General features: G+C 69.5%; 16 protein-coding genes. 6 read left to right on the forward strand and 10 right to left on the reverse strand.

The genetic code is table 11. From position 1 onward, the window contains the following. Positions 1-146: 146 nt before the first annotated feature. Complete coding sequence (locus tag ABZ780_RS29135) at positions 147-449, forward strand: hypothetical protein (RefSeq protein WP_357488096.1); 303 nt, start codon at positions 147-149, stop codon at positions 447-449. Between the two features lie 61 nt (positions 450-510). Continuing rightward, the gene (locus tag ABZ780_RS29140; protein WP_357488097.1) at positions 511-1,326 is read left to right on the forward strand and encodes a GNAT family N-acetyltransferase; all 816 of its coding nucleotides are present in this window, start codon (positions 511-513) and stop codon (positions 1,324-1,326) included. Here ABZ780_RS29140 and ABZ780_RS29145 read toward each other — a convergent pair. The 7 genes from ABZ780_RS29145 to ABZ780_RS29175 all read right to left on the reverse strand — a co-directional run bounded on the left by ABZ780_RS29145 (position 1,224) and on the right by ABZ780_RS29175 (position 7,574). Then, positions 1,224-2,513, reverse strand: coding sequence for a hypothetical protein (locus tag ABZ780_RS29145; RefSeq protein WP_357488098.1), 1,290 nt, complete (start codon positions 2,511-2,513; stop codon positions 1,224-1,226). The genes ABZ780_RS29140 and ABZ780_RS29145 overlap by 103 nt on opposite strands. Further along, entirely contained in the window at positions 2,510-3,169 is a 660-nt protein-coding gene (locus ABZ780_RS29150) for a GGDEF domain-containing protein (protein WP_357488099.1), read from the reverse strand. The genes ABZ780_RS29145 and ABZ780_RS29150 overlap by 4 nt, the downstream gene beginning before the upstream one ends. Positions 3,170-3,461: 292 nt before the next feature. Then, the gene (locus tag ABZ780_RS29155) at positions 3,462-3,740 is read right to left on the reverse strand and encodes a hypothetical protein (protein WP_357488100.1); all 279 of its coding nucleotides are present in this window, start codon (positions 3,738-3,740) and stop codon (positions 3,462-3,464) included. A 254-nt stretch (positions 3,741-3,994) separates the two neighbouring features. Beyond that, entirely contained in the window at positions 3,995-4,447 is a 453-nt protein-coding gene (locus ABZ780_RS29160; RefSeq protein ID WP_357488101.1) for a hypothetical protein, read from the reverse strand. Between the two features lie 5 nt (positions 4,448-4,452). Continuing rightward, a complete protein-coding gene (locus ABZ780_RS29165) occupies positions 4,453-5,487 on the reverse strand; it encodes a DUF4192 domain-containing protein (protein ID WP_357488102.1) in 1,035 nt (344 codons plus the stop codon). A gap of 535 nt (positions 5,488-6,022) precedes the next feature. Then, the gene (locus tag ABZ780_RS29170; RefSeq protein WP_357488103.1) at positions 6,023-6,865 is read right to left on the reverse strand and encodes a DNA methyltransferase; all 843 of its coding nucleotides are present in this window, start codon (positions 6,863-6,865) and stop codon (positions 6,023-6,025) included. After that, a complete protein-coding gene (locus ABZ780_RS29175) occupies positions 6,858-7,574 on the reverse strand; it encodes a hypothetical protein (protein WP_357488104.1) in 717 nt (238 codons plus the stop codon). The genes ABZ780_RS29170 and ABZ780_RS29175 overlap by 8 nt, the downstream gene beginning before the upstream one ends. A gap of 229 nt (positions 7,575-7,803) precedes the next feature. Between ABZ780_RS29175 and ABZ780_RS29180 the strand changes: the two genes are divergently transcribed. Continuing rightward, positions 7,804-8,487, forward strand: coding sequence for a hypothetical protein (locus ABZ780_RS29180; RefSeq protein ID WP_357488105.1), 684 nt, complete (start codon positions 7,804-7,806; stop codon positions 8,485-8,487). Between the two features lie 127 nt (positions 8,488-8,614). Here ABZ780_RS29180 and ABZ780_RS29185 read toward each other — a convergent pair whose 3' ends face one another. Beyond that, a complete protein-coding gene (locus tag ABZ780_RS29185; protein ID WP_357488106.1) occupies positions 8,615-9,091 on the reverse strand; it encodes a DUF6326 family protein in 477 nt (158 codons plus the stop codon). Between the two features lie 188 nt (positions 9,092-9,279). Between ABZ780_RS29185 and ABZ780_RS29190 the strand changes: the two genes are divergently transcribed. Next, positions 9,280-10,413 carry a sensor histidine kinase gene (locus ABZ780_RS29190; protein ID WP_357488107.1) on the forward strand — a complete coding sequence of 378 codons (1,134 nt, stop codon included), beginning with the start codon at positions 9,280-9,282 and terminating at the stop codon, positions 10,411-10,413. After that, complete coding sequence (locus tag ABZ780_RS29195; protein WP_357488108.1) at positions 10,410-11,066, forward strand: response regulator transcription factor; 657 nt, start codon at positions 10,410-10,412, stop codon at positions 11,064-11,066. The genes ABZ780_RS29190 and ABZ780_RS29195 overlap by 4 nt, the downstream gene beginning before the upstream one ends. 104 nt (positions 11,067-11,170) lie before the next feature. On the opposite strand, the gene ABZ780_RS29200 is transcribed toward ABZ780_RS29195, so the two are convergent. Beyond that, a complete protein-coding gene (locus tag ABZ780_RS29200) occupies positions 11,171-13,750 on the reverse strand; it encodes a PKD domain-containing protein (protein ID WP_357488109.1) in 2,580 nt (859 codons plus the stop codon). Positions 13,751-13,926: 176 nt separating this feature from the next. Between ABZ780_RS29200 and ABZ780_RS29205 the strand changes: the two genes are divergently transcribed. After that, on the forward strand, positions 13,927-14,367 hold the full coding sequence (locus tag ABZ780_RS29205) for a hypothetical protein (protein WP_357488110.1): 441 nt from the start codon (positions 13,927-13,929) through the stop codon (positions 14,365-14,367). 711 nt (positions 14,368-15,078) lie between these two features. On the opposite strand, the gene ABZ780_RS29210 is transcribed toward ABZ780_RS29205, so the two are convergent. Continuing rightward, positions 15,079-15,501 carry a hypothetical protein gene (locus tag ABZ780_RS29210; protein WP_357488111.1) on the reverse strand — a complete coding sequence of 141 codons (423 nt, stop codon included), beginning with the start codon at positions 15,499-15,501 and terminating at the stop codon, positions 15,079-15,081. Positions 15,502-15,673: the final 172 nt, after the last annotated feature.

Here is a 15,673-nt window from a genome sequence, read left to right on the forward strand (position 1 = left end):
ACGCAGAGGACCCGGCCCAGCCCCACGCCCCGCCCGCCCGACCACCGGAGGGACGGAGCGGATGAGCGTCGACTACGACGAGAACCCGATGACGACGGAGCTTGTGGGGCTGGCCAGAGCACCGGCTTCGACACACCGAGTCGTGGGTGTACACGCACGCGGGCAACTATCGAAGGGCAGAGCAAGCGCAGGACCGCGCGCTCAAGCTGTATCCCGCGTCGCAGACGCGGCTACGCACTCAGGTGCAGCTACACCAAGCGGCGGCGCTCATCCGCAATGGGCATGTGCCGGACGGGCTGCGTCTGGCGGCCGACCTGATGGACGGGCTACCGGCCGATCAGCACAACGAAATAGTTCGTAGCGTCGCCCGCCAAGTCGCTGCAGCTGTGCCCGAGCCCGAGCGAAGCCGGCCACTATACGACGATCTGCTCAGCCGGGTACGGCTCTGACTGCAACACGAGCACAACTCGCCGGCGCTGCCGCACAGGGATCGGCCCGTAACATCCGGTCATGCTCAGCTACACCGCCCAGACTGGCCCGGCCGTCAGCCATCTCTTCGGTCCTCTCGAAAGCCTGTACGCCCTCGTGTATGCGGAGCCCCCCTACAACGAGGGGCCGGAGCAGGTCGCCAGATTTCGCGAGGGCCTGCCTGGGGAAGCCACCCGGCCCGGGTTCACGTTGATTGCTGCGGATGAGGGTGGGCATGTGATCGGAGCGGCGTACGGGTGGACGATGCCCGCTGGCACCTGGTGGTCCCGCGCCGAGCAGGAACCCTCCCGCGAGGTGCTCGACGCGGACAAGTTCGCAGTGATGGAGTGGATCGTGCATCCCGAGCGTCGAGGCGAGGGCGTCGGTTCGGAGTTGATGCGGCGATTGCTAGCAGACCGGCTCGAACATTGGGCGACCCTCGCTTCGGATCCCCGGACGCCCGCCCGAGCCATGTACGAACGAGCCGGATGGAGACAGGTTGCGACATCGGTGCTCCCGTGGGGCCGCCCATGGACCTTCTGGTCCTGCCCCTGCCTGTCGTCGACGTCTGACGCTCCGTTGAGACCGCGCCGAGGGTGCGAGGTCCCCCGCTTACCCACGTTCCTGAAGGAACAATTGCAACCTCAGGCGAAGGGACGCGCGAGGCGGCGGCCGTTCAGCTATCTGCGACGTTTGCATTCGAGGCCGGTGGTGGCGCAACTCGGTGACCGACGCCACCACCGGCATCGCTGCTGCTACTGCTCTTCCGGGCTCGGACGGCGGCTGCTGAGCATGCGTACGGTGGTGCTCAGTTTGATCGGCGCGTCGTCGGGGCCTCTGAGGAAGGGGTGGATGTAGACGGGGCGGCGCAGCGCTCGGCCGGGGCCGTGGGCTTGGTTGCGCCAGTGGCCGGAGACCCAGGACCGGCTGGTCTGAGAGCGCTCGTGGCTGCCTGGCGTCGGTTCGTCCGGGCCTGGGGTGGTGCGGCGACCGCGGATGCGCACGATGCGCAGCTCGGGTAAGGGCCGGTTGGTGCGGGCGTAGGTCTTGGCGACGGCTTTGTCGACTCGTGCCGTGGTGACGTCTGCGGTTTGCTGGGCGATCAGCAGCCACGTCGCGACCAGCGCTGCCGCCGGATGGTCACCGGGTATCAGGTGCTGTTCGGGGAGGTGGGCTGCGCTCGTCGGTGCGAGCCAGCCGACCTGTTCGCGTAGCCGCTGCAGCGGCTTGCCGTGCAGTCCGGCGCCGACGGTGCGGTAGAGGACGACGCGCAAACCGTGGATGGTGTTGGTCCAGGACGCGGCGGTGAGCTGTCGGTGTGTGACTGGTCGGGGCCAGATGAGCATTCCGTCGGTCGCGGGGGTGAGGTCGCGGCTGAGGTGTACGTCGGGGAGCTGGGCTGCGGCGTGCTCGGCCAGGTCGGTGAAGTCGTTGTCGATCCAGTACAGGTGTGATCGCTCGAGACCGGCGGCTATCTGCTGACGTGCGTCGGTGATTGCGAGCGTGGCGGGCAGGTTGTCGGTGCCTCGGTAGAAGCGGGTGAGCCGGTCACGGACCTTGGGCAGCTCTGCGGCGGTGATGGTGGTGGCCGGCCAGGCGGTCGTCGTGATGAGTGTTCGGCCGGGGAGTCGGGCGTTGAGGAACGCCTGGTGCAGCTCCTCGATTCGTTGTCGTGCCTGGGGATGGTTGGCGAGGCCGAGTGCCTGTACGGCGCGGTCGATGACCTTGTCGTTGCGGCCGTCGTCGATGTGGGTTTGGCAGGCCGCGCATGCTGCCCAGGAGTGGCCGAAGTCCTGGACGAGCCCTGCGGTGGGGCCGATGGCGATGGCGGTCACGTCGCCGCCGCGCAGTGTCCAGATCGGGTAGGGGTCGCCGCAGAAGTCGCAGCTTCGGCGCACGGTGTCGAGCTGGCTGACCGGGACGGGCGCGGGTTGGTGTCCGTCGGTGGCGAGGTGGGTTGGGTGTACGTAGGTGGGTGGCATGCCGAGGGTGTTCAGCGGGGCGAGGCAGGTCTGGCAGGCCATCTCTTCGTGCGGGGCGGTCATGCCGTGGCCCCGCCGGTCGGCTGGCGCCGGTCACGCAGGCGAGGCCCGCGACGGTGCTGTGCGGGCGGCATGGTCATGCCCGGCTGGTAGATGGCGTGGCGGTTCCGGCCGTTTCGCTTGGCGTGGTACATGGCGATGTCCGCGCGGTGCAGGGCCACGTCAGTGAAGGGGTCGCTGGTGTCGACGAGCGCCAGGCCCACGCTGGCGGTGATGGTGACCGTGGCGGGGCCGCCGTCTGCGGGAGACGCGACGGGTTGGGCGATGATCGTGGTGATGGTGTCGGCGATGCGGTTCAGGTCGTCGGTGCGGGCCGGCAGGATTGCGGCGTATTCGTCGCCGGCGAGCCGCGCGGCGGTGCCTCCGTGAAGGGCGGCGATGTCGGTGATGCGCTGGCCGATGTCGATGAGGAGGTCGTCTCCCCGGCGGTGGCCGTGGGTGTCGTTGACGCGTTTGAAGTCGTCGAGGTCGATCAGGGCGACGATCAAGGGCTGCGCGGGGGCAGTTTCGGCGAAGGTCGCGTGCGCGGCGTGCAGGCCGGCGCGGTTGAGCATGCCGGTGAGCGGGTCGTGGAGCATCGACCGGGTGGCGTCGGCGAGGTGGGTGCGGAGGCGGTGAATTGTCGGCCAGGCGGTGAGCCTGCCCAGGGCGAGCGCCACCGCGGCGGTGGCGATCATGATCAGTGGTAGGGACACTGGGTTCCTCCTTTGCGGGAGAACCCGGGACGCGAACGTTTGGTAGGCGGCGCGTCCCGGGTCCTGATACGACGACGGCCCGCCTCTGGGGCGGGCCGGGTTTACGGGTTCGTGCCGCTCGGGCTCACGGCATCGGTGACGACGTCCCGAGGAGGCGTCATCGGGTCGGTTCAGTCAGCAGTGCTCGTGATGGTGTGCCTGCGAGTGGGTTGGAGCATCGGCGTGCGATGTGACGTCGGCCGACCGGGAGTTGGTGTCAGCGGCGCAGCGGGTGCGCGGCCTGGTCGGCGCGGAGTTTGGCGGGTAGGTCGGCTGGTATCTCGGCGTAGGGTGCGACGGCTATGAGCACCTCGGCCGGGTCGAGAATCGTCTCGATCCGGCCGAGCTGGATGGTGTCGGGTTGGTGGTGGGGTTCGGTGACCGGGTCCCAGGTGAAGTCGACGACGGTGGCGACGTACGTGCGGTGGGGGTTCCAGCCGACCTGGATGGTGTACCGCTCGAATCCGGGTTTGGGTGTGAGGGTGTACAGGCTCATGGGTTCCTTTCCTGGGTTGCTGCCTATGCCCGGCGCGTCCTGCGCCCGTAGCAGGTTGTGCGGCAGCGGCCGATGACCTGGATGGTTCTGCCGGGTGAGAGGTTCCGTCGTCGTGGGCCCACTCCCCCGTCGTGAGCCGCGCTGCTAGGCGCCGACCGGGTCTGGTCTGCCACAGCCGCGAGGGAGCGCGGCGTGCTGTTGCGCCCCGGGTCAGACGGCGAGCGGGGGGGTGCCGCCGGCAGGTGGGCCGGTGCTCATGCCGGCAGGTGGCGGGCGCGTTCCTCTGCCACTTCGAGGATCTTGTCGCGTCGCGCGGCGGGCAGGTCGGCGAGCAGGTCGGCGTAGTGCTGTTCCTGCGCGGTGAGCGGCTCGGCGAACGCCGCCTTGTAGGCCAGGCGCGCTGCCTCGTGTGCGGCCTCGATCGGGCCGCTGTGGTCGTAGGCGGAGGTGACCTGGCGAAGTTGCGCGGCTGCCGTGAGCGGGTCTCGGGACAGGGTGGTGTCGTAGAGGCGGAAGTTCGCCGGAAGGTCGGCTGCGGTGATCGCGGTGATCAGGCACAGGTTGGCTTGGACGTCGTAGGAGAACGCCTCGGTGCGGGTGGGCGTTTCCCCGCGGGCGCGCAGTGCGGCGCGTTCGGCGTGCCAGCGCAGTCGGGCCTCTTCGGCGGTGCGGGCGAGGGACAGCAGGATGCTGCGAATGGGATCCACCGTGGTTACTCCTGTACTGAGGCGGTGTTCGGGCTCGGGATGGATGGGTTGGGGTGGGTGCTGGTGATCGCCTGTTCGACAGCGGAGGGCGGCACGCCGGCGTGCAGGGCCTGCAGGAGCAGGTCGGCGAGCTGGTAGTCGGGGTCGATCTGCAGGGCACGCTCGGCGGCCATGACGGCCAGGACGCCGTCACCGCAGCGCCATGCGGTGAGCGCGAGGACGGTCGCGGGCGCCGGCACGAGCGGCTCGTCGGCGCGGCGGGTGACCTCGGCCCAGAAGGTGACGTGCTGGTCGTGCGGTTGGGTGAGGTCGACGGCGAGGTCCCGCACGGGCTTGTGTGTCAGCAGCACGGTCAGCCGGGCCACCTCGTGGTCGGTGAGACGTGTGCCGTCGTCGTGCTGTCGGAGCGCGCCGCGGACCGTGTGGACGCCGGCCTCGTACACCGTGGCGCTGCCGCTGGCCTTCAAGGCCGCCATGCGGGCGGTCGCCTCGGTCGTGGCGTGTCGGATGCCCTCGCCGGTGCTGTCGACGGTGGTGAAGCGGCTGGCCACTGCCGCCCGGTCCGGCCTTGCGACGAGCCCGGCGACGGTCGCGTGGACGGCGACGAGTGAGGTGGTGGGGTCGACGGGGGTTCCCTGTGGTGGGCAGCAGCCGGGATCGTCGCAGGTGAGGCTGAAGATGCGGCTTTCGGTGACCCGCAGCAGTTCCCGCACGGCCAGGCCGGTGGCGGTGAACGCCTCGCCGACGACACGCAGCGCCGGGTCGATGTGTCCCTGGGTGCCGTAGCCGACGATCACGAGGTCGCTGATCGGCTGCTGCCGCTGCACGACCGGAACGAGGTGAGCGGTGAGATCGCGCAGGTGATGTGCGGCGGATGCGGGGGCCGGCAGGTCACCTCGGGCGGCGAACACGATCCGCCGGTCTCGGCAGGCGATCACGACGATGCTGCCGTCGCCGGGATGGAAGCCGATGAGATACGGCACCGCGGCAGCCAGGTCGGCCGAGGATCGGACCGTCAGTTGGTTCTCGGGGAACGACACGTTGATCTCCCGTCAGAGTGGGGTCGGTAGAGGAGTGGAAAGCCGGCGGGACGGCGCAGTCGTCGCGCATCGCGCCGATCCGCAGGCAGGTGCCACCCGAGGGTGGGGCGACGCATGTTGTCCTCCGTAGGACAGCAAGGAGGCGGCCACCGGTTGGTGGCCGCCTGAAGGGCTGGTGGATCCGCGCCCTGGTCGCGCGGGGGCGAAGGGTGGGGGATTGGTGCGTGCCAGATCCGAGGCCGGCGGCGGCAGCCGACCAGGGTTGGTGGGCGCGATGCCGTCGCGAGGCGTCAGATCAGAGGCACGTGAAAGGTAAGGAGAGTCCTCAAGCTAGCCGGTCCGGGAGCGCCGTTGACGAAGCTGTCGGGTTCGGCCTCCTGACAGAACCTGACAGCCCGGCAACCCTGTCGGGTCTGCTGGCCCGCGGCGGGACTCGCCGGAACTGAGGCTCCCCTGGCTGATCTCGGTCGGCGGCGTGGTCAAGCCCTCCGGCGTCGGTCTCGTCGGGTTCGATACTCCTGAACTCCGGCAAGTCTCAAGGGCGGCGGAGGACCAGCACGTCCTCGTGCGCCACCAGGTGCACGGGGATGCCGTCGTCGCGGCTGCGGCGGACCGCCATCATTGCGAACATGCTGGCGCGGTGCACGACCTGCCCGTCGCGGACGGCGGCGAGCATCGCCGCCGTCCGCTCCACCGGGACCAGCCCGGCTGACCGTGCGACGGCGAGCAGTTCGCCGGGCAGGTCGATCAGGTCATCGCGTTGGCGACGTACCGGCCGGGAGGTGATCACCACGGTCCCGCCGGGACGCAGCAGCTGGTAGCTGGCGGACAGGATGGAGGCGAACCCGTCGAGCAGGCGGGACCACCCCGCGTAGGCGAGGTTGCCACGCTCCCGGTCCCCATACAGGTGGTCCCGCTTACGCACCCCGGCCCTCGTCGTCTGCACGAGGCCATGCGTCCCGCGCCCGTACGGCGGCGAGGTAAGCACAAGGCTCACCCGGCCGACCGCCGACGCGGGCACCAGGTCGAGCAAATCGGTGGCGTCCCCGGTGAACACCGTCGCCGTACCGGCCGCACCCTGCGACGCGGCGAGGGCGACGTTGGCATCGGCGAGCGCGGTGTAGCGGGGCTCGATGTCGATCCCGATACCCTGCCGGCCGAGGTGCATGGCCTCCACCAACGTGGTGCCGCACCCGCACATCGGATCAAAGACCACATCGCCCGGCGCGGTGTACGCACTGATCGCGTGCGCGGCCAGGTGAGGCAGCATCTTGGCCGGATGGCTGGAGGTCTGCCGGACGTAGCGGCCTCGCCGCTGGTCACGGGCGGGTATCTGGCAGGTCAGCCACACCGACGTGATCGACAGGCTCTCACCCATCGACTCCCCCGCCCTCTATAGCGCTACGGATCATGATCAGAACATCGGTGTGGATCGCCAGCTGCGCCTGCTCGCCGCGTCGGGGCAGCCGGTCGGCCGCCACGATGTGCTGCAGATACGCCAGCCCGGCCCGCTTCGCGGCGATGACGACGTCGACCGGCAGGGCGACGTCGCCGTGCGCCAGCACCACCGCCACGCAGCCGCCCGGCACGAGATGGGCGCGGCAGCGAAGGAAAAACTCAACCGGAGAGGCGTCGGCAACCGGCCAGCCAGTGACGATCAGCGTCGCCGACTCACGGCCCCACCCGACCGGGCGCGCCGCGTGCAGATGACTACGGCGGTGTGCCGCGATGATCGCGCGCGCCAACTGTGGTCCTTCGGCCAGGTCGATGATGAGGTCGGACGGGTGGGTGAGGTTGTGGACCAATCGCACACCCATCGCGTTGGACATGGCCTCGCCCTCGTGCGGGGCGGGGACCGGCCAAACAGTGATCGGCACAGGCGGGTCGCCGGGCACCACGTCCCCCACGGGAACCGGTGCACGGTGATGGTTTCTGTCGGTCATGGGCACGGTGGCCCCCGGACCGGCGGGCGTACTGACGATTCCCAGTGCGCCGCTGACAGGCCGATCGAACCCATCCCTGACCTGACAGCACCGGTCACCAGACCGGTCGGACAGCGGCATCAGCGAACCGGCGGTGCTGAGCACAGCGGCGAACCTGACACGCCCGGTCACGACCTATCCGGGTCTGACAAACACTCGTTGTGTCAGGTCGCGCTGTCCCAATCGGAGGTCTCGGAGTCTTCGCACGAGGCGAAGCGCTCCCGGCAAGGGGGACATCACCATGGCAACGACCACGCGCACGAGGACGGCCAACACGGCTCTGACCACCGCCGAGAAGGCTTTCGCACTGCTGACCTGCGAACCCGCACCGCTGGTGTTCGACGCCCGGCCGGTGCCGGGCCTGCCAGACACCACGATGGCGCTGGACGAGCTCCGCAAGCTACTCATGGTCGAGCGCTACGACAGCGACACCACCGACGAGCTGTGGCGGCAGCTGGCCCACCACGCCCGCGAATGGGGACCGGCCTGGGTCGTCGGCGCGATCGGCGTGGCGTTGCCCGCGCTGACGCACCTCGCGGCGAAAATCAGCCGCGGCTACGCGCGTCACGCCGACGACGTGGACTCCGAAGTCCTGGCCGGATTCTTGCAATCGTTGCGCAGTGCGGATCTCGCCCCGCCCCGACTGTGGCTGCGGCTGTGCTGGGCAGCCTGGCGCGCCGGAACCGCGGTCATCAAGACCCACGACGGCGAGGAACTGCCGCTGGACCTGCCCACCGGGTCGCGCTCACCAAGGATGCCGTACGGGCATCCGGACCTGCTGCTCGGTCGGGCAGCCGCCGCCGGCCTGATCACGGCCGAGGCCGCTGAATTGATCAGCGCCACCCGGTTCGGCGACGCGCTGATCGAGCAGCTGGCCGCCGAGAAGGGCGTGACCGGACCAGCCCTGCGGATGCGCCGCCGCCGCGCCGAACGCATCGTGGCCGACGCGGTCACGCGCGGCGACCTGTCCGGTCCGAGCTCTTCGGCCAGCCGCCGCGAAGGCGCCATAGCCGCCTGAGAGCACCACCCGGTCGGCAACAGCTGAGCGACGTCGGTGCCGTCCCGCTCTGGATCGTGCTGCTGCTCGCGGTCGCTGCTGCCGGAGCCGCTGTAACCGACCCCGCAGACGGGGCCTGCCTCGAGCGTCACACCCGGGTTTGGGCGAGGTCGCGGCTGGCGGTGGCTGGAATGGCCCGGGGCCAGGTCCATGCGGCTCGCAGGATGAAGGCCAGGAGCAGCAGCTCGAGCCCGATGGAGAAGCCGTAGAAGTAGAGGTAGGTCCAGGACTCGCCGTCCGCGTTGTACACCGTGACGGGGATGTAGAGCGTTGCCACGACGAGGTTGGTGGCGCGGTTGACGCGGGCGGGGAGTGTCGTGGAGAGCAGGATCATGAGGATCGGGATGGCCATGAGTGTGAGCGCGAGGGCGACGAAGGTTGGGCCGGTGTCGAACTCGTGCACGGCGCCGGCCAGGATGTGGTTGATGAAGCCGGGCTTGTACAGGGCGAGGTAGTCGACGTAGATGTAGAGGAACATGAAGCTGGCCCAGGCCGCGGCGAGCTTCGCCTGGACCGGGATGTGCGCTTGCTGGAGCGCACCGGCTGGTCTGCCGGTTCTGGTCATCACGTCTCCTGTTTGCTGGCGTCAGCCGGGTCGGCTCACTCGATGTCTCCACCATGACCAGCGTTGGCGGGCGCCACATCCGCTTGCGGGCTCCGGCTGTCCTGGCCCCAGGCGCGGGACACTCGCCGTACTTTCGGCTGATCCGCCCTGAGGGGCGGCCCCCTTACGTTCTCTGGGAGGGGGGAAGCATGCTTGCTGAGCTCTGGGCTGAGCCTCGCCCCACACGTCCGCCGGTGCGGGTGTGGCGGGACTGGGCGCTGTCCTCGGCTCTTGTCGTGATCTCGGTCGTCGAGTTGCTGCTGCGCGACGACAGGGCATGGGCGCCGCTGCTGGTCGGTGTCAGCGTCGTGGTCGCGGCGTGCCTGCTGTATCGACGCACGCGACCGCTGGCCGCAGTAACCGTTGCCTTCGGAGCCGTTCTCGTCTTCGACATCGCGAGGATCGCGGTCATTGACGCCACCGGCCTGCTGGGTATCGCAGGGCTGCTCGTGTTGCCCTACGCCCTGCTGCGCTGGGGGGCAGGTCGCGAGGTTGCCCTCGGACTCGGCATCATCCTCGTCTGGCTACCCGTCACCCTCGTCGCGGAGTCGACCTCACCCGCGGAGAAGGTCGCCGGTTACGGCTTTTTCTTGTGCTCGGCCGCGCTCGGAGCGGCAGTGCGCTACCGCACCAGAAGCCACGACCGCGATGTCGAGCAGGTCCGGCTCCACCAGCGCAACGAACTCGCCCGCGAGCTGCACGACACGGTCGGCCATCACGTCTCGGCCATCGCCGTCCAGGCACAGGCAGGTCGCGCGCTGGCCGCCACGGATCCGGAGCGTGCGCTGGCCACCCTGGTCACCATCGAGGAAGAGGCGTCCCGGACGCTCAGGGAGATGCGAGCCCTCGTGGGCGTGCTGCGCGACGGTACGGACGCCGATCTCGCCCCTCGGCGAGGAGTGGTGGACATCGAACGACTCGCTCGTCCCGGCGGCGAGGTGCTGGGCGTCCGCGTGCAGGTCTCCGGTGACGCCGAGGCCGTTGAGCCGGCAGTCGGCACCGCCCTCTACCTGATCGCCGCCGAGGCGGTCACCAACGCGACCCGCCACGCCTGCGGCGCCACCCACGTCACCGTCGACGTCACCGCATCCCGCGGCCAGGTGCACCTGCGGGTGCGCGATGACGGCGAGGCCACCACGACCAGCTCCCCGCACGCCGGCTACGGGCTGCGCGGCATGGCCGAGCGGGCGAGCCTGCTCGGCGGCACCCTCCGGGCGGGACCTGCCCCGGACGGCGGCTGGAGCGTCGACGCCTCGCTTCCTCGGACAGTGCGCGCGTCATGACCATCCGCGTGCTGGTCGCTGACGACCAGGACATCGCCAGGGCAGGGCTCTGCATGATCCTGGACGCCCAACCGGGCATCGTCGTCGTCGGCGACGCCGCCGACGGCCGCCGGGCGATCTCCATGGCCCGTTCGCTGCGTCCCGATGTGTGCCTGCTGGACATCCGCATGCCCGAGGTCGACGGGATCGAAGCCACCCGCCAGCTCGCCGGGGCCGACGTCGCCGATCCTCTGGCCGTCGTCGTCATCACCACCTTCGACCTCGACGAGTACGTCTACGGCGCGCTCAAGGCAGGCGCCCGAGGCTTCCTCCTCAAGGACGCCGGCGCCGAGATGCTCACCCAGGCCATCCATGCCGCCGCCCGGGGCGACGCCCTGATCGCACCGAACATCACCGCGAGGCTCCTGTCCTCCTTCGCGAACAGCCGCTCGCGCTCGGTGCCACCTGAGCCTGTCGAGCCGCTGACCGCTCGCGAGGAACAGGTCCTGCTGGCTGCCGCTCGCGGGCGGACCAACAGCGAGATCGGCGATGAGCTGTCCATCAGCCTCAGCACGGTCAAGACCCACATCGCCTCCCTGATGCGCAAGCTCAACGCCCGCAACCGCGTCGAGATCGTGATGTGGGCCTACGAGACACGCCGCGTCGGCACCTGATCGGCGCCCGCATACGCGAGTCGCGGAAGCAGGAGTGCCGAGGGCCCGGATATAAGTTGCTCCGGCCCGGCGCCGGCCGTGATCGGCCGGCGCCGGATGCCGGTTCAGCGCGTTGCGGTGCGGTGCAGCTGGACGGCGCCGGAGGTCAGATCGCGTGGGGCGATCCGGTCGACGTCGAACTCGGTGCTGCCGGGGCTGTGGTCGTAGATGACCGTCCCGGTGGTGGTTTCGAAGACGACCAGGCGGGCCCGGTCGGTGGGGATGGCCACGCAGTCGGTGCGGCCCGACGAACAGGCGTCCCAGCCGTAGATCACCCAGGTGTAGCCGGATCGGCCGTTGAGGGTTCCCGTACCACGGGAGGCGACCTTGCCGTCCTTGGTGAGCACGAGCCATTCCAGGGAGCTGGGTTCGAGCCGGAAGCTCGTCCCGTCCGTCCACGCCTTGCCCTGGCCGACCGGGGTGGTGGCACTGCTGCTCTGGTACTGGGCGGTGTTGTGCAGCCATGTCTGGCCGGCCGCGTTCGGCTCGCTGACCAGGGCGCCGGCCGGGGTGGCGGTGGAGCCGTCGATGTTCGCGGTGCCGGCGTCGGGGTCGTAGACCACAATCATGCTGCCGGAGGTGTCGATGGCGGCGTCGTCGTCGCGGACGGTGACGTCGATGGTGTACATGCCGGCGTCAGTGAAGGTGTGCGTGGCCCGGCAGACGTTGTTGGTGGCAGTCACTGATTCGGTACGGCCGTCGTCCCAGACGACGGTGCAGGTGTGGGTGTCGTTGGTGCCGGGATCGTTGAACGGGACCTTCAGCTCGAACGCCGTACGGGCCCGATGTACGGGCCACTGGGTGGGCGCGACGGCCGCGGCGGCCGCGCGCAGCGGGCTCGGCGCGGGGGTCTCCCGCAGCGACGGAGCGACGTTGCTCAGCGTGACCGTCGCGCTGTCGCTGACCGCTCCGTTGACGCCGTCGTCGGCGGTGAGCGTGACGGTGAAGGTGCCGTCGTCGGTGCAGCTGATCGTCGTGACCGGCGTGCCGGCGTCCTCGAAGGCGCAGGTAGCGCCCGCGTCCACGTCGGAACCGGCGGTGTATGACCACCGGGTGCTCGGGGCGCCGCCGTCGTCGCGGGCGGAGCCGTTCAAGCCGACCGGGCTGCCCTCGTTGCCGCGGCGGTCGGGACCGGCGCTGACCACCGGCGAGTCGTCAACGTCGGGGTTGTCGGGCGGGGGGTTGCTGACGTTGCCGTCGCCGACCGGGATGAACAAGTTGTCGTAGTCCAGCAGCCGGTCGTTCTCCATCCAGATGCCGATGCGGCCACCGGCCTCCTGGTTCTCGGCGCGGGCGACGAACCGGACGGAGTAGTTGTCCGGCAGCTGCACCGGCCGACCGCGCTCGAGGTCCTCGTCGTGGAACTCCGGTCCGGCCGAGCCCTCGTACGTGGCTGCGATCGGGTACTCGTCGCAGTCCCAGTTGGGAACGGTCGGGTCGGCCGGCGGTGGCGGCATCGACGTGCGGGCGCAGGTGTTGGTGGAGACGGTCCGGTTGCGGTCCGCGCGGAACCGGTGCTCGGCGCTCTTGGCGCGCGGGATCCGGTGCAGCGGGTCGCTCGCGGTCGCCCCACGCAGGACCTTGTTCGGGTTGGGCGGCCAACTGGCCGACGGGTTCGCGCGGGCCTCCTCGATGTGCACGGCGGCGCCCTTGATGGCCGGGTCGGTCGTGCTGAGGAAGATGCCCGGGACGGCGCGGTCGAAGACCGATCCGAGCTGCCGGGCACGGGCGCTGCTCAGATACCACGCGCTGTCGAAGCGCATCCCACCTTCTTCGCTCTCCGTGTCGACGAACTGGAAGTACCAGCCCGGCAGGTCGAAGTCGTACTCGATGTGGAACACGCCCGTCGCGATCTGCTCGCCGTTCGCCGCGGCCGGCTCACGGGCATCGGACATCAGCTCGAAGAAGGCGTAGTTGTTGGCCCGCCAGCCCGGGATCGTCTTCTCGGTGTCGTCGTCCGGCCCCGGGAAGCACGCGTAGTCGTCGTCGACGTCGAAGACGGGGTCGCGATAGCCGCCGTCGCACTCCATGGTGGCTTTCATTTTCGCCGTCGGCGCCGAGAACACCCCCCGGGCCCACAGCACCTCGACCTCGAGGGTGAAGCTTGCCCACCGCAGTTTGCTCGGGTCGTTGATGTGGCCGCCCTGCTTGCCCTCGCCGCGCAGCATGTTCTGCGAGAGGTACTCACCGCTCAACCGGCACGACGGCGGGAACAGCCCGCATTCGATCGCCCCGATGTACACCATGTGGCTCTGGCAGTAGGAATACCGGTTCTTGATCCAGCCCTGCTCGCGCTTGGCCTCGTCGCTGTGCTCCTCGCACTGCTCGCGCGTCGCGTAGTCGTACACGTCGTCCGGCAGCGACCCGCGCGGGAAACGCCCGGAGTCCACCACGTAGCTCTCGGGACCGGCCGCCGCGGCTCGCGGCCGCGCCCTGGTCGACTCCGAGGGCCCGTCGGCGGTCGCCGGCTTGACGCCGAGGTTATCGAGGTTCAGGTTCTTGCGGAACTCCTCGCTCACCCGCTCGGGATGCTCGATGAGATCCGGGTCGGAGATGACGTACGCAACGAGCTTGCGGGTCGTCTGGTCCGGGCTCGGCTCGGCGTGGGCCGGATAACCGGGGATCAGGCCCACGAACATCGACATCAGGATTGTGACAGGCAGCAACCATCGTCGCATCAGCGCAACTCCCCCGTGGATAGGTGATGTGGGAGTAGTTCAGTCAACGATGCTGGTCGATGCAAGGGTGAGTAAGCATGCGGACACTCACAGTCGGCGGGAGATCGCTACCCTCGTAGTCGACCGAGCGGGGAGGGGTCAGCATGGCGGCGCTGGTCGAGCACACCGAGCTGTACGTCGATGTCGACTATCGACTGTTCGCGATGATCGACGACAGCAACGACCGGCGCAACGTTCCGCCCCCACCGCACGAGCTCGATCAATGGGTCAGCTCGGCGTCGGGCTACGTGGTGGTCGAGAACATCGACGACGCCGTGGTGCTGGGTAGCGACACCCGGCTGGAGACCTGGGACGGGCCGGCTGACTTCGATCCGGCCGACTGGGACCGCAGCCACGTGCTCGAGGTGGTCTTCGAGTCTGGCATCCTCGGGTTCTCCAGCGGCACGGCCGGCGGCATCGCCGACGCCTACCGCCTTCCGCCGGGCCGCCGATGGAGCGTGCGGCTGGCCTGGCGCACCGAGGCGCCGCCCGCTCCGGACGAGCTGCCGACCGCGTCGGTCCTCATCCAGTTCAGCCCGGCCTGAGCCGCCGAGCCGACACTTCGCGGTCGGGCGTGTCAGTCCCCGTGAGTTCGGCAACACCCACGCAGACGCTGACTCTCGGCGCTACTCAGCGCTCAAAGCGGGCAGGCACCCACCGCCTGCGGGCCCGGGCGACCGTGGTCACGGCGATCCGGCGGCGCACAATCAGCGCCGCGACGACGCCCCCGGCCAAGGCCAGAATGCTGGCCGTCGGCACGGGGTTCTGGCGGGCGGCGCCTCCCGCCTGACGCACCCACGGCGAGGTGGCTTCCCGTACGCGGGTCCCACGCGTTCTGATCGCGTGGCGCAGGCGGGGCCAGGTGTCTCGGGCGTACAGATCGGGTCGTCGATGGAAACGTCCGAACCGTAGAGGTCCGCAGACCCGAGTCCGTCTGGCTGCCAGTCTTCTCACTGCTCATGGCATCGCCCGCTCCACGATGGGCCGACGGTGAGCACTGTGGCGCAGCTGGCCGAAGTCTTTCACCGACGCCGCGACCAGTGCGAGGTCACCGTCCTGGACGTGTGGGGGTGGCGAACACGGTACGGTCCGCGTACCGCTGTCGAGGAATCTCGGAGAAACGCGTGACCGAGCATCCGCTCAGCGGCTAGATGTGTGCACTCGGTCTTGGGTAGACCGCCGACCAGCGATAGATACCGGCCCAACTCGCCGCGGGAGAGCTGCGCTCAGACCAGAAGGACCTTGTTGGCTAGCCGTTAAACTGCTCCCATTCGAGGCGAGAGCGTAGGGGCCGCAGGGCTGAGCGTCGGCTGCCGGCTGCCGGCTGCCGGCTGCCGACGCTCAGCCAGATGCCACTCCCGCCATAGTCGACGGCCTCGGCGACCAAGCCGGGAGCCACCCAATGGCGTCGGGTTGCCCGGTACCCGCATCGGCTGCAGCGGCGGGACGGGAACCAGATCCTCGACGAACCAGTCCAGCACCTCCGTGGTGACCGTGGCGAAACCGGTGAACGGTGAGGTGCTCGCCGCTTCGTTGAGGGCGAACTGGAACACAAAGCCGCTGAGCTGTTCCCGCTCGCGCAGCCGCTCCGGGCCGCCGTCGTACCAAACCACCGGATCATCGTCGGTGGGGTCGATCAACGCCACCCAGACGCCCTGATTCTCGGCCGCGAAGACCACCAGCGGCTCGTCTTCCAGGTACTCGATCCTCTCGAGCGACTTTTTGAAGTCCTGCCGGCCGAGGATCTCCGTTTCGACCAGAGGGCCGGACAGGTCGCGGTCGGTAGGTCAATGCTGCGCGAGGACGATTGATCGCGTGGCGCTTCGCCCCGGCGACCCGGTGGCCGCCCCG

The organism is Micromonospora sp. NPDC047467 (assembly GCF_040643095.1).
In the GTDB taxonomy this organism is placed as follows: domain Bacteria; phylum Actinomycetota; class Actinomycetes; order Mycobacteriales; family Micromonosporaceae; genus Micromonospora.